The sequence below is a fragment of the Lentzea sp. CC55 genome, assembly GCF_021056325.1.
Classification (GTDB): Bacteria; Actinomycetota; Actinomycetes; order Mycobacteriales; family Pseudonocardiaceae; genus Lentzea; species Lentzea jiangxiensis.
Genome location: NZ_JAJCXE010000054.1, coordinates 89,323 through 111,917 on the forward strand (window position 1 = coordinate 89,323; position 22,595 = coordinate 111,917).

23 protein-coding genes are annotated in these 22,595 nt (G+C 72.1%); 11 read left to right on the top strand and 12 right to left on the bottom strand.

The features are described from left to right. The coding region (locus L6E10_RS40490) for a MerR family transcriptional regulator (RefSeq protein WP_236224085.1) at positions 1-321 on the bottom strand (321 nt) is incomplete at its 3' end. A 130-nt stretch (positions 322-451) separates the two neighbouring features. On the opposite strand from L6E10_RS40490, the gene L6E10_RS33110 reads away from it, so the two are divergent. The 3 genes from L6E10_RS33110 to L6E10_RS33120 all read left to right on the top strand — a co-directional run bounded on the left by L6E10_RS33110 (position 452) and on the right by L6E10_RS33120 (position 3,171). Beyond that, entirely contained in the window at positions 452-1,444 is a 993-nt protein-coding gene (locus L6E10_RS33110) for a hypothetical protein (RefSeq protein WP_236224086.1), read from the top strand. Further along, positions 1,441-1,965: a GNAT family N-acetyltransferase gene (locus L6E10_RS33115; RefSeq protein ID WP_236224087.1), complete on the top strand. Its 525-nt coding sequence runs from the start codon at positions 1,441-1,443 to the stop codon at positions 1,963-1,965. The genes L6E10_RS33110 and L6E10_RS33115 overlap by 4 nt, the downstream gene beginning before the upstream one ends. Positions 1,966-2,046: 81 nt before the next feature. Continuing rightward, a complete protein-coding gene (locus L6E10_RS33120; RefSeq protein WP_236224417.1) occupies positions 2,047-3,171 on the top strand; it encodes a BMP family protein in 1,125 nt (374 codons plus the stop codon). 147 nt (positions 3,172-3,318) lie between these two features. Here L6E10_RS33120 and L6E10_RS33125 read toward each other — a convergent pair whose 3' ends face one another. Then, on the bottom strand, positions 3,319-3,747 hold the full coding sequence (locus tag L6E10_RS33125; RefSeq protein ID WP_236224088.1) for a hypothetical protein: 429 nt from the start codon (positions 3,745-3,747) through the stop codon (positions 3,319-3,321). Positions 3,748-3,850: 103 nt separating this feature from the next. Here L6E10_RS33125 and L6E10_RS33130 point away from each other — a divergent pair, with 103 nt between their 5' ends. Beyond that, a complete protein-coding gene (locus L6E10_RS33130) occupies positions 3,851-4,456 on the top strand; it encodes a TetR/AcrR family transcriptional regulator (protein ID WP_236224089.1) in 606 nt (201 codons plus the stop codon). A gap of 24 nt (positions 4,457-4,480) precedes the next feature. On the opposite strand, the gene L6E10_RS33135 is transcribed toward L6E10_RS33130, so the two are convergent. Continuing rightward, complete coding sequence (locus L6E10_RS33135) at positions 4,481-5,635, bottom strand: glycosyltransferase (protein ID WP_236224090.1); 1,155 nt, start codon at positions 5,633-5,635, stop codon at positions 4,481-4,483. A gap of 79 nt (positions 5,636-5,714) precedes the next feature. On the opposite strand from L6E10_RS33135, the gene L6E10_RS33140 reads away from it, so the two are divergent. Then, positions 5,715-6,368 (top strand): class I SAM-dependent methyltransferase, encoded by a 654-nt coding sequence (locus L6E10_RS33140; RefSeq protein WP_236224091.1) that lies wholly within the window; start codon positions 5,715-5,717, stop codon positions 6,366-6,368. Here L6E10_RS33140 and L6E10_RS33145 read toward each other — a convergent pair. Then, positions 6,325-6,948 carry a cation diffusion facilitator family transporter gene (locus tag L6E10_RS33145; protein ID WP_236224092.1) on the bottom strand — a complete coding sequence of 208 codons (624 nt, stop codon included), beginning with the start codon at positions 6,946-6,948 and terminating at the stop codon, positions 6,325-6,327. The genes L6E10_RS33140 and L6E10_RS33145 overlap by 44 nt on opposite strands. After that, a complete protein-coding gene (locus L6E10_RS33150) occupies positions 6,941-7,258 on the bottom strand; it encodes a helix-turn-helix transcriptional regulator (protein ID WP_236224093.1) in 318 nt (105 codons plus the stop codon). Before L6E10_RS33150 ends, L6E10_RS33145 begins: the two co-directional genes overlap by 8 nt. A gap of 229 nt (positions 7,259-7,487) precedes the next feature. Here L6E10_RS33150 and L6E10_RS33155 point away from each other — a divergent pair, with 229 nt between their 5' ends. Both L6E10_RS33155 and L6E10_RS33160 read left to right on the top strand, forming a co-directional pair. Next, positions 7,488-8,072, top strand: coding sequence for a class I SAM-dependent methyltransferase (locus L6E10_RS33155; protein WP_236224094.1), 585 nt, complete (start codon positions 7,488-7,490; stop codon positions 8,070-8,072). Between the two features lie 161 nt (positions 8,073-8,233). Beyond that, complete coding sequence (locus tag L6E10_RS33160) at positions 8,234-9,598, top strand: alpha-amylase family protein (RefSeq protein WP_236224095.1); 1,365 nt, start codon at positions 8,234-8,236, stop codon at positions 9,596-9,598. 59 nt (positions 9,599-9,657) lie between these two features. Here L6E10_RS33160 and L6E10_RS33165 read toward each other — a convergent pair whose 3' ends face one another. The 4 genes from L6E10_RS33165 to L6E10_RS41005 all read right to left on the bottom strand — a co-directional run bounded on the left by L6E10_RS33165 (position 9,658) and on the right by L6E10_RS41005 (position 14,714). Continuing rightward, positions 9,658-10,791, bottom strand: a complete 1,134-nt coding sequence (locus L6E10_RS33165; RefSeq protein WP_236224096.1) for a S1 family peptidase — start codon at positions 10,789-10,791, stop codon at positions 9,658-9,660. 158 nt (positions 10,792-10,949) lie between these two features. Next, positions 10,950-12,050, bottom strand: coding sequence for a zinc-binding dehydrogenase (locus tag L6E10_RS33170; protein ID WP_236224097.1), 1,101 nt, complete (start codon positions 12,048-12,050; stop codon positions 10,950-10,952). Continuing rightward, positions 12,047-12,460 carry a thioesterase family protein gene (locus tag L6E10_RS33175; protein WP_236224098.1) on the bottom strand — a complete coding sequence of 138 codons (414 nt, stop codon included), beginning with the start codon at positions 12,458-12,460 and terminating at the stop codon, positions 12,047-12,049. Before L6E10_RS33175 ends, L6E10_RS33170 begins: the two co-directional genes overlap by 4 nt. Positions 12,461-12,473: 13 nt before the next feature. After that, positions 12,474-14,714 (bottom strand): LuxR family transcriptional regulator, encoded by a 2,241-nt coding sequence (locus L6E10_RS41005; RefSeq protein WP_236224099.1) that lies wholly within the window; start codon positions 14,712-14,714, stop codon positions 12,474-12,476. 319 nt (positions 14,715-15,033) lie between these two features. On the opposite strand from L6E10_RS41005, the gene L6E10_RS33185 reads away from it, so the two are divergent. Then, a complete protein-coding gene (locus tag L6E10_RS33185; RefSeq protein ID WP_236224100.1) occupies positions 15,034-15,885 on the top strand; it encodes a dienelactone hydrolase family protein in 852 nt (283 codons plus the stop codon). A gap of 255 nt (positions 15,886-16,140) precedes the next feature. On the opposite strand, the gene L6E10_RS33190 is transcribed toward L6E10_RS33185, so the two are convergent. Next, on the bottom strand, positions 16,141-17,415 hold the full coding sequence (locus tag L6E10_RS33190) for an FAD-dependent monooxygenase (protein ID WP_236224101.1): 1,275 nt from the start codon (positions 17,413-17,415) through the stop codon (positions 16,141-16,143). A gap of 34 nt (positions 17,416-17,449) precedes the next feature. Between L6E10_RS33190 and L6E10_RS33195 the strand changes: the two genes are divergently transcribed. After that, positions 17,450-18,016 (top strand): TetR/AcrR family transcriptional regulator C-terminal domain-containing protein, encoded by a 567-nt coding sequence (locus tag L6E10_RS33195; protein ID WP_236224102.1) that lies wholly within the window; start codon positions 17,450-17,452, stop codon positions 18,014-18,016. Positions 18,017-18,039: 23 nt separating this feature from the next. On the opposite strand, the gene L6E10_RS33200 is transcribed toward L6E10_RS33195, so the two are convergent. Continuing rightward, positions 18,040-19,275, bottom strand: a complete 1,236-nt coding sequence (locus L6E10_RS33200) for an MFS transporter (RefSeq protein WP_236224103.1) — start codon at positions 19,273-19,275, stop codon at positions 18,040-18,042. Between the two features lie 21 nt (positions 19,276-19,296). Beyond that, positions 19,297-20,265 (bottom strand): YafY family protein, encoded by a 969-nt coding sequence (locus tag L6E10_RS33205; protein ID WP_236224104.1) that lies wholly within the window; start codon positions 20,263-20,265, stop codon positions 19,297-19,299. Between the two features lie 97 nt (positions 20,266-20,362). Between L6E10_RS33205 and L6E10_RS33210 the strand changes: the two genes are divergently transcribed. Both L6E10_RS33210 and L6E10_RS33215 read left to right on the top strand, forming a co-directional pair. Beyond that, entirely contained in the window at positions 20,363-20,758 is a 396-nt protein-coding gene (locus tag L6E10_RS33210) for a RidA family protein (RefSeq protein ID WP_236224418.1), read from the top strand. 242 nt (positions 20,759-21,000) lie between these two features. Continuing rightward, positions 21,001-22,581: a hypothetical protein gene (locus L6E10_RS33215; RefSeq protein WP_236224105.1), complete on the top strand. Its 1,581-nt coding sequence runs from the start codon at positions 21,001-21,003 to the stop codon at positions 22,579-22,581. The last annotated feature ends 14 nt before the right edge of the window (positions 22,582-22,595 follow it).

The window sequence follows — 22,595 nt, forward strand, 5'->3', positions numbered from 1 at the left end:
GGAGTCGAGCAGCGCCTGCGGCACGCGGGCGATGGCGGCGAGCGCCGAGTCGGCGGCTCCCGCGAGTTCGGCCTGGATGTCGGCCAGCGTCCTCCCCTGCGACTGCAGTCTCTTCACCGCCACGAGCTGGAGCAGGTGGCGCCGGTCGTACAGGGCGGTGCGGCCGCGCATCGCCGAGGGTCTGTCCACCAGGCCCGTCGTCGCGTACCAGCGGACGGCCCGCTTGTCGGGCACGTCCCTGACCCGGCCGTTGGGCGCGCCCGAGTACTCCGCCGACAACGCGGCGGAGACGCGGTCCAGCAACTCGTCGAGCGTCCACACCCCGCAATAGTGACACTGCAACCATGACAGTGTCAACGTCGTAAACCTGGTGATGCCCACGCGGGGTGGCCGGGTAGGGTCCAGCCGTCCGCGTGCCCCTGCAAGCCCCCGATGAGGACGGAGAGCACGAGTGACCACGGACGAGGCCGGCACCCTGACCGGCCACGACGCCGCGTTGAGCCGGTTGAGGACCCAGAAGGCGAAGATCCGGTACGCGCTCGAGCACCTGCCGCGCGGCTGTTCGGTCGAGGACGTCCGCCTCTGGCTGCACAGGCAGGGCCAGACGGTCCCGAGCAGGCCGTACGCCACTCCGATCGTGAACGAGTGGCGCGCCCGCAACGGCGTCGAAGACACGAGCGGCCACATCCCGCTGACGCCCGAGCTGATCGCGGCGCTCGACGGGACCGAACGCCGTTCCCCCGCCGATCCGGCACCGGAACCCGAACCGGTGGCGGCCGAGACCGCCGGGGCCAAGGGCTTCTACGCGGTCGGGCTGCTGAGCATCGGCGTCAGCGTCGACACCTCGTGGCGCTTCTTCGAGCAGCGCCTGGGCATCACCGACGTCGTGGAACGGGTCGTCCTGTTCTCCGTGATGGAGGCCGCGCTCGTGGCCTGCGGCTGGGCGATGCGCGCGGGAGTGCGCCAGAACGGCCGTCCCGGCCCCGCGCGGCTCGTGGCGTGGGCGCTGACGGCGTTCGCCGCGTTCGCCGCCTTCAGCCTGTCCGGCCCGGTCGCCGGTGCCGCCCGCGTCCTGCTCGGCCCGGTGCTGGGTCTGGTGATGCTGCACCTCGCGCTCGGCATCGAGATCCGCGCCGCACGCCGGCGCACCACGACGTGGGCGCGCATCGGCCGAGAGCTGCGGGAACGCGTGCTGTCGGTGCTGAACCTCGGCGACGACGGCCGGGACGCCCTGGCGCGGACGAGGGACAAGGCGGCGCTGAGGGCCGCGAGGCTCGCCGTCGCCAGCCGGTGGACGCCGCGGCGCAAGGCTCGCCTGCGCAACGCCCTGCACGCCTCGCACGTCGCGCACGACCCCGTGCAACGCGACCGGATGCTGCGCGAGCTGGCTGTGCTGCAGCACGCCGACGAGCTCGCCCGGACCCGTCAGCCGTCGCCGTGGTGACCCCGTTCCTGACCTCCGACACCTCGCTCGCCGGCGAGCTGGCGTCGCTGGTCAACCGCGTGTACGCCGAGGCGGAGAAGGGGATTTGGCTCGAGGGCGGCTCCCGGACGACCGAGGCCGAGGTGGCGGGCCTCATCGCCGCGGGCGAGATCGCCGTGGCCCGGTCGGACGGCCGCGTCGTCGGCTCGGTCCGCGTCCACCGGCTCGAGGACGGCGCGGGCGAGTTCGGGATGCTGGTGGCGGCGCCGGAGGAACGCGGCACGGGCATCGGCACGGACCTGGTGTCGTTCGCCGAGGACTGGGCCCGGTCGGCCGGCGCTCGCGAGATGCAGCTGGAGCTGCTGGTCCCGCAGGAGTGGAACCATCCGGTCAAGGAGTTCCTGCGGGGCTGGTACACGCGCATCGGCTACCGCCACGTCCGCACGGACGAGCTCGAAAGCGCCTATCCGCACCTGGTGCCGCGCCTGGCCTGCCCGTGCGACTTCCTCGTCTTCCGCAAGGCTCTCGATCCCACTAGGTGAACGCTCAACCGGTTCGTCCGCGGCGCCGGGTACCGTCCCGCTCCTGAACCGAGCTCTCGAGGGGGACGACCCGTGCGCCGTTTGCGTGGCACCGCCGCTGCCGCGATCGCGTTGACCATGGTGGTCAGCGCCTGTGCGAAGGATTCCGGCCAGAACAGCACGAACAACGCCGGTTCCGCCGGCGGCTGCGAGTTCTCGACGCCGCCCACCGCGCCCGCCACGTCGAGCACTACGGCCGCCGCGGGCGACCGGGTCGACGGCAGCGCGCTGAAGATCGGCCTGGCCTACGACATCGGTGGCCGCGGTGACGCGTCGTTCAACGACCTCGCCGCCGCCGGGTTCGACAAGGCCATCGCGGACATGGGTGTGAAGAAGGAGAACACCCGCGAACTGTCCGCCGCGCCCAACGAGGACGAGTCCGCGAAGCAGACCCGGCTGCGCCAGCTCGCGTCCGAGGGCTTCAACCCCGTCGTCGGCGTGGGCTTCGCGTACACGGAGTCGCTGAAGGTGGTCGCGCCGGAGTTCCCGAACGTCAAGTTCGGCCTGGTCGACTCGGCCGTCGAGGGCGCCGCGAACGTCACGCCGCTGGTGTTCGCCGAGCAGGAGGGCGCGTTCCTCGCGGGCGTCGTCGCCGCGTACCAGAGCAAGAAGTGCCACGTGGGCTTCGTCGGCGGCGTGGACATCCCGCTGATCCAGAAGTTCGAGGCGGGCTACAACCAGGGTGCGCGCACCGCCGCGCCGAAGGTCCGGATCGACAAGAAGTACATCACCCCGGCCGGTGACTTCACGGGCTTCCAGGACCCGCCCAAGGGCCAGGAGGCCGCCAAGGGCCTGATCGACAAGGGCGCCGACGTCGTCTACCCGGCCGCGGGCGCGTCGGGCATCGGCGTGTTCGCCGCGGTGAAGCAGGCGGGCGTGCTGGCGATCGGCTGCGACGCCGACCAGTACAACCAGCCGGCGCTCGCCGCCAACCGCGACGTGATCGTGGCGTCGAGCCTCAAGCGCGTGGACGTGGCCGTGTACGACTTCTTCCACGCCGCCGCGAAGAACGACGTCGCGTCGCTGCCGAAGGTGTTCGACCTCAAGTCGAACGGCGTCGGGTACGCGACCTCCGGTGGGAAGGTCGACGCGGAGCTGCAGGGCATCCTCGAGGGCTACAAGGCCCAGATCATCGAGGGCAAGATCAAGGTCGCCGACAAGGTCTAGCCGCGGCGCCAGGGACGCGCCGCCGGTGCCCACCGCGGAGGTGGGTCCCGGGGCGCGTTCCCGGTGACCGGGACGGAGCCGGCTCCGGCACGGTGATCGCGTTCGTCGAGGAACGGCTCGGCGGCGTGAAGGCGCCCGGGGCCGGGATCAGGCGGCAGCCGGGCTCGGCACCCGGTTCCGCGACGGGATGACCAGCACCGCCGACAGCACGACGCCCAGGCTGAGCAGCACCGCGTTGAGCACCTGGTCGCGCGGCTCGTACACGTGCAGCATCCGCAGGTGGTAGACGAGGTGCAGCCCGTTGAAGGTCAGCAGAACAGCACCCGCCAGGCGCACCAGGGCCTGGTTGCGCACCTGTGCCAGCGCGATCAGGCTCACCACGGCGAACGCGAGGTAGACGGCGCCGACGTCCGCGGCCAGGTGCTCGTTGTAGGGGCCGAGTTGCGGCAGCCACCGCAGGCCGAAGCCCGGGAAGTTCGCATACCAGGCGTCGGGGAAGAAGTACGCGTAAACGCCGACATACGCCGACGTCAGGCCGATGAAGGTCAGGGTGATGCGGTCCAGGAGCAGTTTCACGGTGGTGGAGCGAGACAGCCCGTCGCTTTGTGACAGTCCGGACGCCGGTCACGGCGGTGTGCCGCTGCCACGACCACGCGGTGCGCCGGTAGCGTTCGGTTTCGTGGAACCAGTCGCGCTGTCGTGGGGCCGTCCGGTGCAGGAGCGGGCGGACGCCGCGCGCAACCGCGCCCACCTGATCGGCGTCGCCCGTCAGATGGTGGCCGAGCTGGGCGCGGACAAGGTCACGATGGACGGTCTCGCCGAACGCGCCGGGCTCGGCAAGGGCACCGTGTTCCGCCGCTTCGGCACGCGGGCGGGCATCTTCCTCGCGTTGCTCGACGAGGAGGAGACGCTCTTCCAGCAGCGGGTCATGAGCGGGCCGCCGCCTCTCGGCCCCGGAGCGCCGGCGGTCGAGCGGCTGGTCGCGTTCGGCCGGGCGCGGCTCGAGTTCCTGGTCGGGCACACGGTCCTCGCCAGGGCCGCCCTCGACCCCGGCCAGCCCGTTCCCGCCGGCGACAGCCCCTCGCTCTTCCACGTGCACATGCTGCTCAGCGAGGCGTGCCCGGACGAGGCCGCGAGCGGCACGCTGGCGTTGCAGCTCGTCGCGGCTCTCGAAGGGCCGGTCCTGCTGTACCTGCGGGCGCCGGAGGACGGGCCCGACCCGCAGACCGTGGTCGCCGACCTCGCCGCGAGCTGGCAGGTCCTGGTCGAGCGCGTCTGCGGCTGATCCTCAGTTCGTTGAAGCGGGAGCTCAACGCACAAGGCTCAACGCGGTCCGGCACACCTCCACAGGATCACGAACATCAGCCACCGTCGCCGCCGCTCGCCGCGCCGCTCCCGCGAAGGCGGGATCGCCGAGCACCCGCGTGACGGCGTCCCGCAGCGCCTCGACGCTCGCCGGCCGGACGAGCACCCCGCTCCCCTGCCGCGCGACCCGGTTCGCCATCTCCCACTGGTCGCCGCCGCCGGGCACCACCACGACGGGCACCGCGGCCCGCAGCGCCTTGACGAGCATCCCGTGCCCGCCCCCGCACACCAGGATCGACGACCGGCGCAGCAACCGCTCCTGGTCGCCCGGCCCCGACCTCGCCCAGCCCGGCAGGTCCGGCAGGGGTGCGAACGTCGAGACCACCGCTCTGAGGTTGTTGCCCCGCAACGCCTCCACGGCCATCTCGGCCATGCTCCGCGCACCGGTCCACGCCGTCGACGGCGCGATCATCACCAGCGGTTCGTCACCGGGCGGCGGCGACAGCGTGCCGCGACCGGCCTCCCACAGCAGCGGCCCGACGACGTGCGCGTCGGCCGGCCAGTCCGGGCGTGACACCTCCAGCGCGGGCAACGTCGCGACCAGCCGCGCGATCGGGCCGGGTTCGTCGGCACCGAGCCCGATCCTGCGCCGCACCTCGGCGCGCTGCCGTTCTCCCCGGCGCAACGACCGGGCCGTCAACGCCCTCAGCGCCTTGTCGCGCAGCCGGCCGCGCACACCGGTTCCGGGGGCGAGTCCGCTGCCCATCGGCGGCAACCACCTGGACGGCTCGTAGAGCGGGTGCGGCGACAGCTGCGCCCACGGCACCCCGGCGAGTTCGGCGGCCATGCCCGCGCCGAGCGCGAGGACGTCGCACACCACCAGGTCCGGCCGCAGTGCCCCGAACCGCGGCGCCAGCGCGGTCGCCAGGACCCCGGCTTGGTCGTGCAGCGCGAGCCCGAGGTCCGGCACGTCCGCGAGGTCCGCGAGCGACAACCCGGTCACCCGCGAGGCGGTGATCCCCTCGGCCCGCGCCGCCTCGACCCACCGGCCGCCGGTCAGCAGCACCGGCGTGTCGCCCGCAGCCAGGAACCGCAGGCACAACGCGATGGCGGGCACCACATGACCGGGATCGCCCCCGGAGACGACGACTACGCGCACACGGGCCAGACATAGTGCAGGGGCACCGGCCTGTCCAGACGACTGGCTGCCGCCGTGCCCATCGTGTTCGCTGGGCACCATGGACCGGCCCCGCTGGCAGGAGTACTGGAACCGCAAGTCGGAGAAGTACGACCGGGAGATGGGCGCGCTGGACCGCCGCGTCTTCGGCGACTCCCGCCGCTGGGCGTGCTCCCGGGCGACCGGCGAGGTGCTGGAGGTCGCCGTCGGCACCGGCCTGAACCTGCCGCACTACCCCGCCGGTGTCACCCTCACCGGCCTGGACCTCAGCGACCGCATGCTCGACCTGGCCCGCACCCGCGCCGCCGGGCTCGGCCGTCCGGTGGCGCTGCACCAGGGCACCGCCCACGCCCTGCCGTTCGCCGACTCCTCGTTCGACACCGTGGTCTGCACGCTGGGCCTGTGCGCGATCCCGGACCACGAGACCGCCGTGGGCGAGATGGTCCGCGTGCTGCGGCCCGGCGGATCGCTGATCCTGCTCGACCACGTGGCCGCCACCTCGCGGTTCGTCCGCGCCGTGCAGTGGCTGCTCGAGCGGATCACCGTCCCGATGGCCGGAGAGCACTTCCTGCGCCGGCCGCTGCACCTCGTGCAGGCCCACGGCCTCGTCGTCGAGCAACGGCAGCGGTTCAAGCTGGGCGTGGTGGAACGGCTGGTCGCGCGCAAGCCGGTCAGCAGCAGTGGTGGCCCCGCCACGCCTCGCGACCTTCCCTGACCGCCACGGCGGCGATCACCAGCGCCGCCACCGGATCCGCCCACCACCAGCCGAACAGGCTGTTGACCACGAGGCCGACGAGCAGCACCGCCGACAGGTAGGTGCACAGCAGCGTCTGCTTCGAGTCCGCCACCGCGCTGGCCGACCCGAGCTCCCGCCCGGCCTTGCGCTGGGCGTAGGACAGGCCCGGCATCACCAGCAGTGACACCGCCGCGAGCACGATGCCGACCGTGGAGTGCTCCGGGCGCTCCGCCTGGAGCAACGCCAGCGCGGACTCGACCACCACGTACGCCGCCAGGGCGAAGAACGACACCGCGATCACCTTGAGCGCGGTGCGTTCACGCCGCTCGGGATCGCGTCCGGCGAACTGCCACGCCACGGCGGCCGCCGACGCGACCTCGATCACCGAGTCGAGCCCGAACCCGATCAACGCGGTCGAGTTCGCGGCGGTGCCCGCCGCGAGCGCGATGACCGCCTCGACGACGTTGTAGGTGATCGTCGCCGCGACGAACAGCCGAATCCTGCGCCGCAACGCGGTCCGGCGACCGGTCCGGACGGGCGGGCAGCAGGCGTCACCCATTGACGCACTCCGGCTGCGGCTCGACCGCGAGGACGACGTCGACGAGCTCGCCGATCGCGCGCTTCAGGTGCGGGTCGGCGAGCTCGTAGCGCACCTGACGCCCCTGGTAGGCGGCCACGACCAGGCCGCACCCGCGCAGGCACGCCAGGTGGTTGGACACGTTCGGCCTGGTCAGCCCCAGCTGTTCGGCGAGCCGGGCCGGGTAGCCGGGACCGTCGAGCAGGGCGATCAGGATCCGGCAGCGCGTCGGGTCGGCCAGCGCCCGCCCGAGCCGGGCAAGCGCTGCTTCTCGCGTCTCACAGGTCAGCACACCGCGAACTGTACAGCGAAGGCTGAACAGTTCAGCGTGCACGGTCCGTCGCGCAGCCGACCAGGAGTGTCACCAGGACGGCTGCGAGCACGTGGTCACCGCTCAGCGCGCACATGCACGCCAGTGTGAACCAGATCACAAGCCTCATGAAGCGAGGTTAGGGACCGTACGACGGACTCCGCATCTCATTTGGGCAAGTCTTGAGGTCCGCTTAGGCAAAAGTGGAGGCATGACGATCCGGGAGTTCTGGGACGGGCACGCCGCGGCGTTCGACGACGAGCCGGACCACGGGCTGCGGGACCCGCGGGTGCGCGACGCCTGGGCCCGGCTGCTCCTGCCGCTGATCCCCCCGTCCTCCCGCGTCGCGGACCTCGGGTGCGGCACCGGGAGCCTGTCCGTCCTGCTCGCCGAAGCCGGCCACGAGGTGCACGGCCTCGACCTGTCCGAGCGGATGCTGGACGTCGCGAGGGCCAAGGCGTCGAGCGCGGGCGTCGCGATCGGCTTCGTCGCGGGCGACGCGGCACACCCACCGCACGCTCGGGGATCGTTCGGTGTCGTGCTCGCGCGGCACGTGCTGTGGGCGTTGCCGGATCCGGCCGCGGCGCTGGCCGGGTGGGTGGCCCTGCTCGAGCCGGGCGGCGTTCTCGTGCTGGCCGAGGGACGGTGGTCGACCGGTGCCGGGCTGACCGCCGCCGAGGCCCGCGAACTGGTCGTCGAGGTGCGCGACGAGGCCGTGGTCACCCCGCTGACCGGTGAGGACCTGTGGGGCAGACCGATCACGGACGAGCGCTACCTGCTCGTCAGCGGGCGGTAGGCGGGGCCGACGAGCGGCGTCGCCTTCACACCGGCGCGTCCGGCGTCGGTGCCCCGCGCGTGCAGTAGGCCGAATTGCTCCGGAAAGTTCTTGCAACGCTTTGCGGGGTGTGCGCCGGGGTGCTACCACGATCAGTGAACCCCCTGCATCAAGGAGACAACGTGGTTTCCTCGGCTTCGCGCACCCTCCTGGCGGTGCTGCTGATCGTCGGACTGTCCACACCGGTGCAAAGTCTTGCGGCGCCACCGGGCGCCAAGGACGTCACCGCCACCCTGTTCCAATGGCCGTTCGCCCGCGTGGCGTCGGAGTGCACCACCGTTCTCGGCCCCAAGGGCTACGGTTACGTGGAGGTCTCGCCCGCCACCGAGCACGTCCAGGGTCCGCAGTGGTGGACCACCTACCAGCCCGTCAGCTACCGGATCGCCGGGCGCCTCGGTGACGAGACCGCCTTCCGGAACATGGTCACGGCCTGCCACAACGCGGGCGTCAAGGTCATCGCCGACGCGGTGATCAACCACATGAGCGCGGGCTCCGGCACCGGAACGGGCGGAACGGGCTACTCGAAGTACAACTACCCCGGCTACTACAGCGACTGGGACTTCCACTCCTGCCGGTCGCCCATCACCAACTACCAGGACCGCTACAACGTCCAGAACTGCGAGCTCGTCGGTCTGTCCGACCTGGACACCGGCAGCGAGTACGTGCGCGGCGCGATCGCCGGGTACCTCAACCGGTTGATCGGCATGGGCGTCGACGGCTTCCGCATCGACGCCGCCAAGCACATGCCGGCGGGCGATCTCGCCGCGATCAAGGGCAAGCTCAGCAATCCCGGCGTCTTCTGGGTCCACGAGGTCATCTACGGCGCGGGCGAGGCGGTGCAGCCCGGCGAGTACACCGGCTCCGGTGACGTCGACGAGTTCCGCTACGCCTACGACGTGAAGCGGATCTTCACCAACGAGAACCTCGCGTACCTGCGGACCTTCGGGCAGTCGTGGGGCTTCCTGCCCAGCGGTCAGGCACGGCCGTTCGTGGACAACTGGGACACCGAGCGCAACGGTTCCACGCTGACCTACAAGGACGGTTCCACCTACACGCTGGCGAACGTGTTCATGCTGGCGTGGAACTACGGCGCACCGCAGGTGTACTCGGGCTACGAGTTCAGCGACAAGGACGCCGGTCCGCCCGGCAACTCCGTCTGCTACAGCGGCTGGAAGTGCCAGCACGCCTGGACGCAGATCGCGAACATGGTCGCGTTCCGCAACACCGTCGCGGGCACCGACGTGAACAACTGGCAGGACAACGGGTACGACCTGATCGCGTTCGGCCGCGGCAGCAAGGGCTTCGTCGCGATCAACCGCGAGACGTTCTCCGTGACCCGCACGTTCCAGACGGCCCTCCCGGCGGGGACGTACTGCAACGTCCAGGAGAACGGCTGCGTCCGCGTGACCGTCGACTCCTCCGGCCGGTTCACCACCACGCTCGGCGCCGGAACCGCGCTGGCGTTGCACGTCAACGCACGCGGCTGACCGCCACCTGAGAACACCGGCTGTCCACCACTTCGCGTGGTGGACAGCCGGGCGTTCCATCAGGCCGTGTGCAGCCTCAGGCCGTAGACGTTGAGGATCTCGTTGATCGGCTGGAACCAAGTGCGACCGCCGCTGGAGCAGTTGCCGTAGCCGCCGGACGTGACGCCCTGGGCCTGGTCACCGGTGATGAACGAGCCACCGGAGTCGCCACCCTCGGCGCAGACGCTCGTGCCCGCCATCTGGTGCACGTCGCCCTGGGCGTAGCGGATCGTCTCGTTGCGGCTCTGGATCACGCCGCAGTGCCAGCGCGTCGTCGAGCCGGAGCGGCACACGGAGGTGCCGATCGGCGCCTCCCACGAACCGCGCACCAGCGCGTCGCTCACGGTGCCCCAGCCGAGCACGACCGGAACGGTCCACCAGCCGCCGCCGATGCGCACCCACGCGTAGTCGTTGCCGGGGAAGGAGGATCCGGCGAAGTTGCCCTGGTAGGAGCGGTCCCAGCCGTAGACGGCCTGGCCGTTGCCACCGCAGTGGCCCGCGGTGACGTAGCCGCCGTGCACCGAGAAGCCGATGGAGCAGCGGACGTTGCCGGTGTAGTACGGGTCGCCGCCGACCGTGCCGGCCGCGAACGGCTGGGGCTGCTGCACGCCCTCGGTGCGCACGGTGATCGCGCCGAACTGGCGGGCCTTGTCCAGGAAGGACGCGACCTCGGCGGTCTGCTTGCCCGCCTCCACGTTCACGACGACGGTGCCGGTGCGCGGGTCCGGGTGCCAGCTCGCGACCGCGGAGGGCACGGCACCCGTCGCGGACAGCGCGTCGAGGCGGTTCTTGTGCGCCGCCATCGAGTTCGCCGACCGGCTGACGACGACCGAGTCCGCACCGGCGGCCTCGACCTTGCGCGCGGCGGCCCCGTCGGTGACGGCCACGACGAGGCGGCTCGTCTTCTCGTCGAACCAGCTGCCGGCCAGTGCGGCGCCGGCCTCGCCCTCGGCGCGCGAGGCGATGACCGACGCGCGCTGCTCCTTCTCCAGGCGCAGCCGCGCCTGGGCCTCGGTGAGCCCGAACGCCGAGCTCATCGCGGTGAGCAGGCCGGGTGACATCTCCTTCTCCGCCGCCTGGGCCGGAGCGGTGAACGTGGACCCGGCCAGCACGAGGGCCAGCGCGGGCACGATTCCGGGCAGGGTGAATCGCATGCTCTTCTCCTTGTCCGTGCAGGGATCGCTTCTCGCCCCGTTGCGGGAAGCGGCGAACATGAGAGCGCTCTCACCGTGGCGCAACCGAACCGCGCGGTCAACACCTCGTCCTGGAACTTGTCCTGCCCGATTCGTGCCCGGACGGGCTGAACCGGGCGCTACTCCATCACGACGACCTGCCGGACGGCGTCGCCGGACGCGAGCTTCGCGAACCCGTCGTTGATCTCGTGCAGCCCCAGCCGCCCGGAGAGCAGGCCGTCGACGGGCAGCCGTCCGGCGCGGTACAGGTCGACGAACCGGGGCACGTCCCGGCGCGGCACGCAGGAGCCGAGGTAGCTGCCCTTGAGGGTGCGTTCCTCGGCGACGAGGTTGAGCGCCGGCAGGCTGACGGTGCGGTCGGGGTGCGGCAGCCCGACGGTGACCGTCGTGCCGCCGACGGCCGTGGCGGCGTAGGCCTGTTCGAGCACGGCCGCGACGCCGGTCGTGTCGATCACCTTGTCCGCTCCGCCGCCGGTCAGGTCCCGCACGTGGGTGACGGCGCCCGGGCCGCCCGCCGCCTCGTGGGTGGCGCCGAGCGTCAGGGCGAGCTCGCGCTTGTGCTCGACGACGTCCACCGCGACGACCTGCGTGGCACCCGCCGTGACGGCCGCGAGGACCGCCGCCAGGCCGACGCCGCCGAGCCCGAACACGGCGACCCTGTCCCCCGGTTTCACGTCGGCGCTGTAGAACGCCGCCCCGGCCCCCGTCAGGACCGCGCAGCCGAACAGCGCGGCGATGTCGAGCGGCAGGTCCTGCGGCACGAGCGTGGCAGACCTGTCGGAGATCACGGTGTACTCGGCGAACCCGGACACGCCGAGGTGGTGGTTCGGGCGCGTCCCGTCACGAAGGGTCCACCGCCGGCCACCGCCGAGCAGCGTGCCGTCTCGGTTGGCGGCGGCTGCGGGCTCGCACAACGCCTGCCGGCCGGAGGTGCAGCGGCGGCACGCCCCGCACGCGGGCACGAACGACAGCACCACGTGGTCGCCCGGCGCGAACTCGGCGCCGGGCCCCGCCTCGACGACCTCGCCCGCCGCCTCGTGGCCGAGCACCATCGGCAACGGCCGGATCCGCGAGCCGTCGATCACCGACAGGTCGGAGTGGCACAGACCCGTGGCGCGCACGCGCACCAGCAGTTCGCCGGGGCCGGGCGGGTCGAGCTCCAGGTCGACGACCTCCAGGGGCCCGCCGACGCCCGTCAGCACCGCGCCTCGCGTCTTCACGCCACCACCAGACCTTCCATCGCCGTGCGCAGCCGATCGGGGATCTCCACCGGCTTGCGGGTCGCCCTGTCCACGAACACGTGCACGAAGTGGCCCTCCGCCACGACGTCCTCGCGGTCCTCGAAGAAGAACCCGACCTCGTAGCGCACGCTGGACCGGCCGAGGTGACCGACGCGCAGGCCCGCGTCGAGCGCCTCCGGGAACGACACCGAGGCGCGGTAGTTGCAGTGCGACTCCACGCACAGGCCGATCTGCCGGCCCGCCTGGATGTCCAGCCCGGCGCCGATCAGCCACGTGTTGATCACGGTGTCCATGAAGGCGTAGTGGACGACGTTGTTCACGTGGCCGTAAACGTCGTTGTCCGCCCATCGGGTCGGAATCCGCTGCCAGTGCCGGTAATTCTCTCGCACACACCCTCCATCGTCAGTCGAGCCTCCTGGTGAGCTCGACCCTCGACCGCACGCCGAGCCGCGCGAAGATGTTGCGCAGGTGGTGCTCGACGGTGCGGTGGCTCAGGAACAGCCGCGCGGCGATCTCGCGGTTCGTGGCGCCCTCGGCGACCAGCCGGGCGATCTGCGCCTGCTGCGGCGTCAGGCCGGGGTGGTCCCTCGGTTCGCTCGTGGAGTCACCGGCGGCGCGCAGCTCGGCGCGGGCGCGCTCGACCCAGTGATCGGCCTGGTAGGACTGGAAGATGCGCACCGCGTCGCGCAGGTGTTCGCGCGCCGCCTTGGGCTTGCGGCCCCTGCGCAGCCGGTTGCCGTACAGCAGCTCGGTCTTGGCGAGTTCCATCGCGGTGCCGCTGGCGCGGTGCAGCCTGATCGCTTCCTCGAAGTGCTCGTCGGCCGTCCCGGCTTCCAGCAGCCCGCGGCAGCGGTGCGAGAGCGCGAGCCGGGCCGTGCTGCCGGTGACACCCGCCCACCTCTCGAACGGCTGCAGCGCCCTGTCCCCAGCGGACTGCCTGCCGCACGCCACGGCGGCCTCGACGACGTGCGGCGCGGCCATGACCTTGATGCCCGCGTGGCCGGGGTGCAGCCGGAGCCGGTCCAGCGCGTCGGCGGGGCGGTCGCGGGCGAGGTCGACGCACGCGAACGCCCAGGCGCCGAACGTGCCGGGTCTGGCGAGACCCCGTTGCATGATGTGTTCGCCGGCGGTGTCCATGCGGTGCAGCGCCGTGTCCGCGTCACCCCGCAACGCCGCGAGCAGCGCGAGGATCGTCAGGTGGTCGACGACGGCGTTGTGCTGCCCGATGGCCGTCGCCGCGTGCACGCCCTCGGTCGCCGCGGTGAGCGCCGCCGCGTGCTGGTCCAGCAGCAACGCCGACAAGGCCCGGTACACCAGCGCCCACGGCACCATGGCCGTGAACCCGCTCTCGCGCGCCGCCGTCACCGCGCTGGTCGCCATCTCGTTCGACCTCGTGGCGTCTCCCAGCACGTAGGCGGCTTGGCTGGCCCAGATCCGCGCCTGCGGCCCCGGCACCCGGTCGGCCAGCTCGATCACGCTGCGCAGCGCGGGCAACGCCTCGTCGTGCCGGCCGTCGAAGGTCGCGGACATGCCGACGAGGTGGTCGAGCGTCAGTCTCGTGGCCGGGGGTTCGTCGCCGCGCCGGATGTCCCGCGCGAAGTCCGCGATGGCCGTGTACCGGCGGTGGTCCCCGGCGATGCTGGCCGCCTCGCCCGCGAACCCCAGCGCCGCCACGGCGAGCAGCCGCCGCGAGCTCACCAGTGCCCTCGCGGCACGGACCAGCCGGTCGGCGGCGACGTCCGGGAGGCTCTCGCCGAGGTCGATGCCGCCGACGACGAGGTCCATCAACGCCCGCAGCTCCGGGGTGTGGGTGAGCCGGACCGCGGTGCGCAGGACGGCGCGCGAGCGGTGCGGCGCGCCGTGCGCCCAGTGGTCGGCGGCGGCCTTGAGCAGGTTGTGCGCCTTCTCCTCGGGGTCGGCGGTGAGCCGTGCCGCGCGGTCGTGGTCACGGGCGGCGGTCGCGAAGTCGCCGCACCGCCGTGCGTGCTCGGCGTGCGCGGTGAGGGCGTGCGCGAGTTGCGTGTCCTGGTTGGTGACGGCCTGGTGCCACGTGCGCCGCGGCCCCGGCGGCAGGGTCTCCGCCAGCTCGGCGTGCGCCGCGCGTTGCAACCGCAGCGGCACGTCCGCCCGCAGCGCCGTCCTGACCAGGCGGCGCGGGTCGAACAGCGGTCCCGCTTCGAGCACCGCGTCGAGGTCGAGCGTCGCGGCGTCGACCTCCTCGTCCACCGCGACCAGCGCGACGACGTGCTGGGCCTCGGCCGACAGCGCGTCGAACCGCGACCTCCACCGCAGCCGCAGCGAGCTGTTCTCCGGCAGCACGGCCGGCGCCGGTGCGATGCCTCCGAGCTGCGCGGACGTGAGCGAGCCCGCCAGCTCGACCAGCGCCAGGAGGTTGCCTCCCGCCAGGTCGGCGAGGTCCGCGGCCAGCGTGCCGGGCAGGCCGGGCACCAGATCGTGCAGGACGCGCAGGCTCGTCTCGGTGTCCAGCGGGTCGAGCGTGACGCTCGGCAACCCGCGTGGCGCCCCCTCGGTCGCGATGAGCAGCGCGGCCCTCGTACCTGCTACGTCCTGGGCGAGCTGCATGAGGCCGTCATCGATTTCGTCGACGTCCACGCACAGCATCGCGTCGTAAGTGCTCTTCACCGCGTTGAGCAACGTCGTTTTGCCTGAACCCGCCTCCCCGCGCAGCACAAGCACTCCGCCACGACCAACGCGCGCACGTTCCACCAACGCGTCGACTGCGACGCGTTGCCGCTCTCGACCACGCAGCACCGGCCCAGTCTTACGGCGGCAACGGCTCCACCGGAAGGGGTAAGGGCCAAATTCACCTACCACCGTTAGTTTTGCCACTGAAGTTTTTTGCCGACACCGGTGGTTGCACCGATGCGCTCGGCTGGTCGGCGGTTGCAGGGTCGAGGTCGTTCCTCCTCTGTTCCCCCTGCCGAATGAGGTGTACAACGCCGTGCAACTCCGCACCTTGATCCCGATCGCACTGTCCCTGGTGCTCGTCACCGGCACCACCGCCCAGGCCGCCGACAACCCGTACGAACGCGGCCCGGCTCCCACCAACGCGAGCATCGAGGCGACGCGCGGCTCCTTCGCCGTGTCGGAGACCTCGGTGTCCTCGCTGGTCAGCGGCTTCGGCGGCGGCACCATCTACTACCCGACCAGCACCGCCGCCGGCACGTTCGGCGCGGTGGTCATCTCCCCCGGCTACACCGGCACCCAGTCGAGCATCTCCTGGCTGGGCCCGCGCATCGCCTCCCAGGGGTTCGTCGTGTTCACCATCGACACGAACTCGATCTACGACCAGCCCGACAGCCGGGCCTCCCAGCTCCTGGCGGCGCTCGACTACCTCACCCAGCAGAGCTCCGTCCGCACCCGCATCGACGCCACGCGCCTCGGCGTGATGGGCCACTCGATGGGCGGCGGCGGCACCCTGCGGGCGGCGAGCCAGCGCCCGGCCCTCCAGGCGGCGATCCCGCTGACCGGCTGGCACACCCAGAAGAGCTGGTCGACCGTGCGAGTCCCGACTCTCGTCATCGGCGCCGAGGACGACAGCATCGCCCCGGTCGCCTCGCACTCCGAACCCTTCTACACCTCACTGCCGTCCACCTTGGACAAGGCGTACCTGGAGCTCAACAACGCCTCGCACTTCGCCCCGAACTCGTCCAACACCACGATCGCGAAGTACAGCATCTCGTGGCTCAAGCGGTTCATCGACAACGACACCCGGTACGAGCAGTTCCTGTGCCCGGCGCCGGGACGGAGCACGCTGATCGAGGAGTACCGGGACACGTGCCCGCACTCCTGATCCCGTGAGCACGGGTCGCGGCGTTGACCGAGCGCGGGGCGCCGCGACCCGACTTCCGCAGAGAAGCACGCAGCTCACTCGCACGTGAAGTGCTGACGTCGTCGGTGCCGGCCAGTTCCTCGGGAACGCCGAGCGCCGACGACGTCGGCGCGAGCGCCGCAGCGGTGTCGCCGGGTGGCGTGCCGGCCGAACGGACCAGGTCGTCGAACGCCGCCAGTTCCCCTGGCGAAGGAATCGTGTTCTCGCGACCCGCGGTTACGCGGCGAGGTGCCCGTCCGGCCGCACAACACCCGCCGGGGTCTCCACGTGGCCGCCGCCGCGCAGCCGCGAGAAGAGCGTGTCACCGCCGGGCAGCACCTGGTCGGGGACGCGGCGGCCGGTCGAGTACGCGACGTCGAGACCCGACAACCGCTCGGCGAGCACCAGCGACATGTCCGGAGCGGACGCGATCAGCTCGCTCACCACGGCGCGCAACGCCTGGCCCTCCGGCGTGTAGCCGGTCATCAGAGCGGTCTGCGCCCTGGTGTGCCGCAGGAGGTCGGCGCCGACCGGGTGGCGTTCGTCGTGGTAGGTGTCCAGCAGCGCGTCGTCCGCCCGGCCGGTGGCGACGGCCGCGAGCTTCCAGCCGAGGTTGTGGGCGTCCTGGATGCCGACGTTCATGCCGACACCGCCGGTCGGGAAGTGCATGTGCGCGGCGTCGCCGGCCAGCAGCACGCTGCGGGCGCGGTAGGTGGCGGCCTGGCGGGTCGCGTTGCCGAAGCGCGAGAGCCACCTCGGGTCGCGCAGGCCGAAGTCGGTGCCCGCGATCCGGGTCACGGTGGCGCGCAGCTCGTCGAGCGTGAGCTCGCCGGGCCACTCGGCGCGGTTCGTCACCGGGTCTCCTCCGACGATGCGGTGCAGGCCGCCGGGCAGCGCCACGACCATGAGACCGCCGTCGACGCCGGTCACGCCGGCGAAGCCGCGCTCGGGCGGGGCGTCGAGCACCACGTCGGCGAGCCAGCCCCACGTCGTGGCGTCGGTGCCGGGGAAGTCGACGCCCGCGGCCGCCCGCACGGTGCTGCGCGTCCCGTCGCACCCGACCACGTACCGCGCGGCGACGACCGAACCGTCGGACAGCCGCACGCCGTCCCCCGTCAGGCCCACCACCTCGCAGCCCCGCCTCAGCACGGCGCCCATCCGCAGAGCGCGGTCCTCGAGCAGCTCCTCGGTGCGGGCCTGCGGCACCGCGAGGGTGAACGGGAACGGCGTGTCCAGCGCCGAGAAGTCCATGCGGTCCGGAAGGCCGCCGAAGTGCCCGTTCGGGATCCGGATGCCCTCGGCGAGGAACGGTTCCGCGACACCGCGGCAGTCGAAGACCTCGATGGTGCGCGGGTGGATCGTGAGCGCCTTGGAGTTCGAGTCGCGCTCCTCGCGGGCCTCCAGGACCGTGACCGACGCACCGCCCAGCCGCAACTCCCCCGCCAGCCACAACCCGGTCGGACCGGCACCCACTACGACGACGTCCTGCATCGAACCCACTCCCTTGGTCACTGACCAACACTCTTGGATCGAGTAGACTAGGTCAGTGACCAAGAGTCAAGCGGACGTCGTGCGGGCCGCGCTGGAGATCCTCGACGAGCGCGGCGCCGAGGCGGTGTCGATGCGGGCCATCGCGCAGAAGCTCGACGTGCGGATGAACACGGTGCTCTGGCACGTGAAGACCAAGGCACGACTGGAAGAGCTGATGGCCGACGCGATCGTCGCCGGCGTCTCACTCGACGGCCTGCCGGACCACTGGCGCGACCGGGCGGCCGAGATCGCGCGCCGCTACCGGCAGGCCCTGCTCGCGCACCGCGACGGCGCGGCGGTCGTGGCGGGCACCTATGCGGCCGAACCGTCCACATTGGACACAGCCGAGGCTCTCGTCGCCGCACTGCTGGAGGGCGGGTTGTCCGCGCGTGACGCCGCGTGGACCTGTTGGAGCGTCATCTACTTCGTCCTCGGACTCGCCCAGGAGGAACAGGCGCTGCCGGCCGGGCAGGGCGACCTCGCGGTGGGCGAACGGCCCGCGCTGCAACGGGTGCTGCCGTTCCTCGCCGAGCAGTCGTTCGACGAGCGCTTCGAGTTCGGCGTCGCCAAGCTCCTGAGCTGATCACACCCTCGCCGCGGTACTTCTCACGACGTGCGCGCCCTGCGCAGCACCGGCGACACCCAGGCCGCCGCGACCCCCAGCAGCAGCACGGCGAGGCAGGCACCGAGTCCGGCGCGCGGGTCACCGGTCGCGACCGACACCCCGCCCGCGACCGCCGCGCCGAGGGGTTGCCCGAGCCCCCAGGCGACCATCCTGGCGGTGGTGTTGACGCGCGACCGCAGCTCCTCCGGGCACACTTGCTGCCGGTAGGTGATGCCGTTGATCACCACGACCGCACCGGTGACACCCCGGTACACCGCCGCCGCGCAGGTCAGCAGCCAGTGGCCGCTGACGAGGACCAGCACGCCGCCGAGCAGGGAAAGCGGCAACGCGGTCAGCGCGACCCGTGCGTTGCCCCAGCGCGCCGTGACCCGCGGCAGCAGCCAGGAGGCGATGATCGCGCCGAGGCCCCAGCAGCTGAACAGGGCGGCGAGCCGCGCGTCCCCTTCCGGCGCGACGCCGAGGACCCGGTCCGCGAACGGCACCAGCAACGCCGTCCACGCACCGCTCGCCACCGAGTGCGTGACGCCGGCGAGGGTCAGAACCCGGATGACCGGCTCGTGCCACAGGAATCGCAGGCCCTCGCGGACGTCCGCGGCGATCTGCCCCGCGCCCCGGACCGGACGTGGCGTCGCCATGCTGCTCGTGATCGCACGCAACAACAACGCCGAGCCCACCGCCGTCAGCGCGTTCACCGCGAGCAACGCGGCCGGGGCGACGACCGCGATCAGCAGTCCCGTCAGCCCCGGCACCACGAGTTCGACGACCGTCGTGCGCCCGAAGACCTTCGAGTAGGCGGCGGTGACCCTCTCCTTGCCCACCAGCGCGGGCAGCGCGCCGAAGTTCGCGGCGTCGAAGAACACGAACGCGGTCTGCGTCACGAACGCCACCACGACGACGTGCGGCGCCGTCAGCCCTCCTGCCAGCCACGCCAGCGGCACGCTCAGCAGCACGGCGGCGACCGCGAAGTCCATCGCGACCATCATCGCCCGCCGGTCGAGCCGGTCCGCGAGCGCGCCCGCCGGCAGCCCGAACACTAGGTACGGCAACGCCTCCGCCGCGGTGACCGCCGCCGTCCAGCCCGCGGACCCGGTCACCCGGTAGACGAGGACGGGCAGTGCGACCGCCGAGACCACGGCGCCGAGCACGGACAGCACCCGTGCCGACAGATACAGGCCGAAGTCGCGTTCGGACGCTCCCACCGCGTTCGTGTCCCCCATGACGACAGCCCAGGTCCCTTCTCAGTCGCGGTACCGGCAGGCGAGCGCGGTGGCCCGCTCGTGCAGCTTCACGCGCAACCACCGCGGCTCCAAGGCTTCCGCGCCCGCCGAGAGCTGCCACAGCGCCCATTCGGCGTGCCGGGAGTCCTGGAACGACACCTCCACGCACGACCAGCCGTCCGGCTCCGCTTCCTCGGCGAGAACGGCCACCGCGGTCGCCACCAGCTCGTCGCGCCGCGCGGGGTGGACCCGCAGCCGCACGACGACCATGTCGCCACCGGTCCGGAACCTGGCGCCGCGGTCCTGCCACGCCCGGCCCAGGTCCACCCGCTCCGGGCGCCGCGCGGGCTCGTCCAGCTCCTCCGCCGCGGTGATCCGGGAGAGCCGGTAGGTGCGGTCCTCACCGGACCTCGTGGCCAGCAGGTACCCCTGCTCCCGCACGGTGACCAGGCCGATCGGGTCGACCGTCCGCCAGTCCGGCTCCCGCTCCCCTGCCGCGTAGAGGATGCGCAGCTTGTGCCCCGCGAACACCGCACGCCTGACCTCGGTCACCACGGCGTCGGGCAGTTCCTCCGCGGACGTCCGGCGCGAGAGCAGATCGGTCTCCGGGTCGACGAGCAGCCGTTCGGCCGCACCGGCCGCGGTCCGCCGGTAGCTCTCCGGCAGCGCGTCGACGACCTTGAGCACGGCCGACGCGAGCGCCGACCCGAGCCCGAACACCTGCGCGCCCCGCCTCGACCCGGCGACCAGCAGAGCGAGCGCCTCGTCGTGGTTCAGCCCGGTGAGCTCGGTCCGGAAACCCGGCAGGAGCGCGAAACCGCCGTGCCGTCCGCGTTCGGCGTAGACCGGGACGCCCGCCGCGGACAGCGCCTCGATGTCGCGCAACACCGTCCGCGTGGACACCTCGAGCTCACGGGCGAGTGCCGTGGCGGAGAGCTGACCGTGCCGGCGCAGCAACAGCACCAGGGAGACCAGCCGGTCGGCGCGCATGCGAAAACCCTACGGGAATACGTGACACAGGATGTCGTGTATGGGTTGCGAGGCTGACGGCACCTGTTGAACGAGATCGAACGGAGCTGTCGTGGCAGTGGAACGAACGCCGGTCAACCCGTGGGCGTGGTCGGCGGAACTGGGTTACCACCAGGGCGAGGTGGTCACCGGCCAGACCCGGACGCTGTACTGCGCGGGTCAGACGTCGATGAACGCGGACGGCAAGCCGGAACACGCGGGCGACATGGGGGCGCAGCTGGCGCTGAGCCTCGACAACCTGGAGGCCGTGCTGGCGCAGGCGGGCATGGCGCTCGGGAACCTGGTGCGGCTCAACGTCTTCACCACCGACGTCGACCTGCTGTTCCGGCACTACGGCGTGCTGGCGGCGCGGCTCGGTGCGGCGCGGGTGGCACCGCCGACCACGATGCTCGGCGTGACGCGGCTGGCGTTGCCGGACCTGGTGGTCGAGCTGGAGGGAACCGCGGTCGCCTGACGCCCGAAGCGGCTGCGGTAGCCGGACGTCTGGCGGGCGTGCGCGTGCTGCGGCAGACACCGCGGCGCCGCTGACGAGAACGGACGGGGTGCCGACCAGCGGTCGGCACCCCGTCCGGGAACCGCTGCGGCGGTGTCCACTTTCGAGTGATTGATCCTCGGGCGAGAAGACTTGCACCCGCACCGGCTATCCCCCGTCCACTGGTTCGCGACCCGAACTCCCCTCCGGGGAGGTGAGGGGCGATGCTCGTCGACAGGGGCGCCTCGATGCGGATGATCAACGGCAGTTCGCGTGGTCCGGCGGCAGTGCTGAAGCTCTTGTGCCTCGCCCTGGTGTCGTTGATGGTGACGGGCTGCACCGCCGGGCCGTTCGGGCTCACGCTCGGCGAGGCAACCGGTGCGGTCACCGCGGAAGTGACCGCTCCGCCCGAGAAGACCACCGTGCTGGACGCCCGGCCCGGCGCGGCGTCGGCGATCGCCATGAGCTCGGCTCTCTTCCGCACCGCTCCTGTCGTGGTGATCGTCCCGGAAGCCGACCGCGCGGCGTCGACCGGCGCGGGTGGCCTCGCGGCACGACTGGGAGTGCCGGTGCTCCAGCTCCCCCGGGACCGCAACGCCGCGGCCGTGCGCGACGAGGTGAGGAGGCTGTCGCCGCAGGCGGTGCTCGCCGTCGGTGCCGACGCGCGGCGCGAGGTCGAAGCGTGGAGGGGGCAGGCGAAGGTGATGGCGATCGACGCACCGCGGGACGGTGCCACGACGGACCTCCCCTCCGACCTGCCCACCGTCGAGCCCGCCCGTCCCCTGGACGTGACGGTGCTGACGAACTCCGGCCGTGACGACGTGGCCGCGACCGCCACGGCCCGGGCCGCCGGCGCGCGGATCGTCCCGGTACAGGGCACCGACCCGAGGAGCGACGCGGCCGCGATCGACGCACTCCGCGCGGAGCGGTCTTCCGCTCTCCTGGCGCTCGGCGGGGACTTCGGTCCGCCGGACCGGTTGCGCAAGCGGGTCGACACGGCGATCAGCGGCGGGCAGCTGCCCGGCGGCGGGCAGGTCCTCTTCCCCGGCAGGCTGCTGGTCTGCCTCTACGGCCACCCGGACGGGCCCGCGCTCGGCGCGCTCGGCGAACAGGACCTCGACGGCACGATCGCACGGGCCAAGAAGCTCGCGGCCGAGTACGACCCGCTCAGCGACGTCCCCGTCGTGCCCACGCTCGAGATCATCGTGACCGTCGCCCACGGCTTCCCCGGCCCGGACGGCGACTACTCGGGCGAGACCGACGTCGAGTCGTTGCGCCCGTGGGTGGACAAGGCCGGGAAGGAAGGCCTTTACGTGATCCTCGACCTGCAACCGGGCAGGGCACGCCTGGTGGACCAGGCCAAGCGGTACGCGTCGCTGCTCGAGCTGCCCCACGTCGGCCTGGCCGTCGACCCGGAGTGGAAGCTCGGCCCGGACCAGGTGCCGCTGCAGAAGATCGGCGGGGTCGACGCCGCCGAGGTCAACGAGGTCTCGGCGTGGCTCGCCGACCTGACCGCCGAGAAGTCCCTGCCGCAGAAACTGCTCGTGGTGCACCAGTTCCAGCTGACGATGATCCGCGACGAGCACGCCCTCGACACCACCCGCGACGAGGTGCAGCTGCTGATCCACATGGACGGGCAGGGCACCACGGGCCAGAAGGTGTCCACCTGGGACTCCGTCGTCGGCGCCCGGCCGAGCGACCTGCCGATGGGCTGGAAGAACTTCTACGACGAGGACAAGCCGATGCTCACGCCGGAGCAGACCATGTCCTACAAGCCGAAACCGTCGATGGTCTCCTACCAGTAACGCTGCCACACGGC

What these genes read in the sequence shown, in the direction of transcription:
- L6E10_RS33140 (WP_236224091.1), top strand. Translation starts at nt 5,715, where the DNA reads ATGGACCGGCCCCGCTGGCAGGAGTACTGGAACCGCAAGTCGGAGAAG.
- L6E10_RS33145 (WP_236224092.1), bottom strand. Translation starts at nt 6,948, where the DNA reads ATGGGTGACGCCTGCTGCCCGCCCGTCCGGACCGGTCGCCGGACCGCG.
- L6E10_RS33155 (WP_236224094.1), top strand. Translation starts at nt 7,488, where the DNA reads ATGACGATCCGGGAGTTCTGGGACGGGCACGCCGCGGCGTTCGACGAC.
- L6E10_RS33165 (WP_236224096.1), bottom strand. Translation starts at nt 10,791, where the DNA reads ATGCGATTCACCCTGCCCGGAATCGTGCCCGCGCTGGCCCTCGTGCTG.
- L6E10_RS33200 (WP_236224103.1), bottom strand. Translation starts at nt 19,275, where the DNA reads ATGGGGGACACGAACGCGGTGGGAGCGTCCGAACGCGACTTCGGCCTG.
- L6E10_RS33205 (WP_236224104.1), bottom strand. Translation starts at nt 20,265, where the DNA reads ATGCGCGCCGACCGGCTGGTCTCCCTGGTGCTGTTGCTGCGCCGGCAC.
- L6E10_RS33215 (WP_236224105.1), top strand. Translation starts at nt 21,001, where the DNA reads ATGCTCGTCGACAGGGGCGCCTCGATGCGGATGATCAACGGCAGTTCG.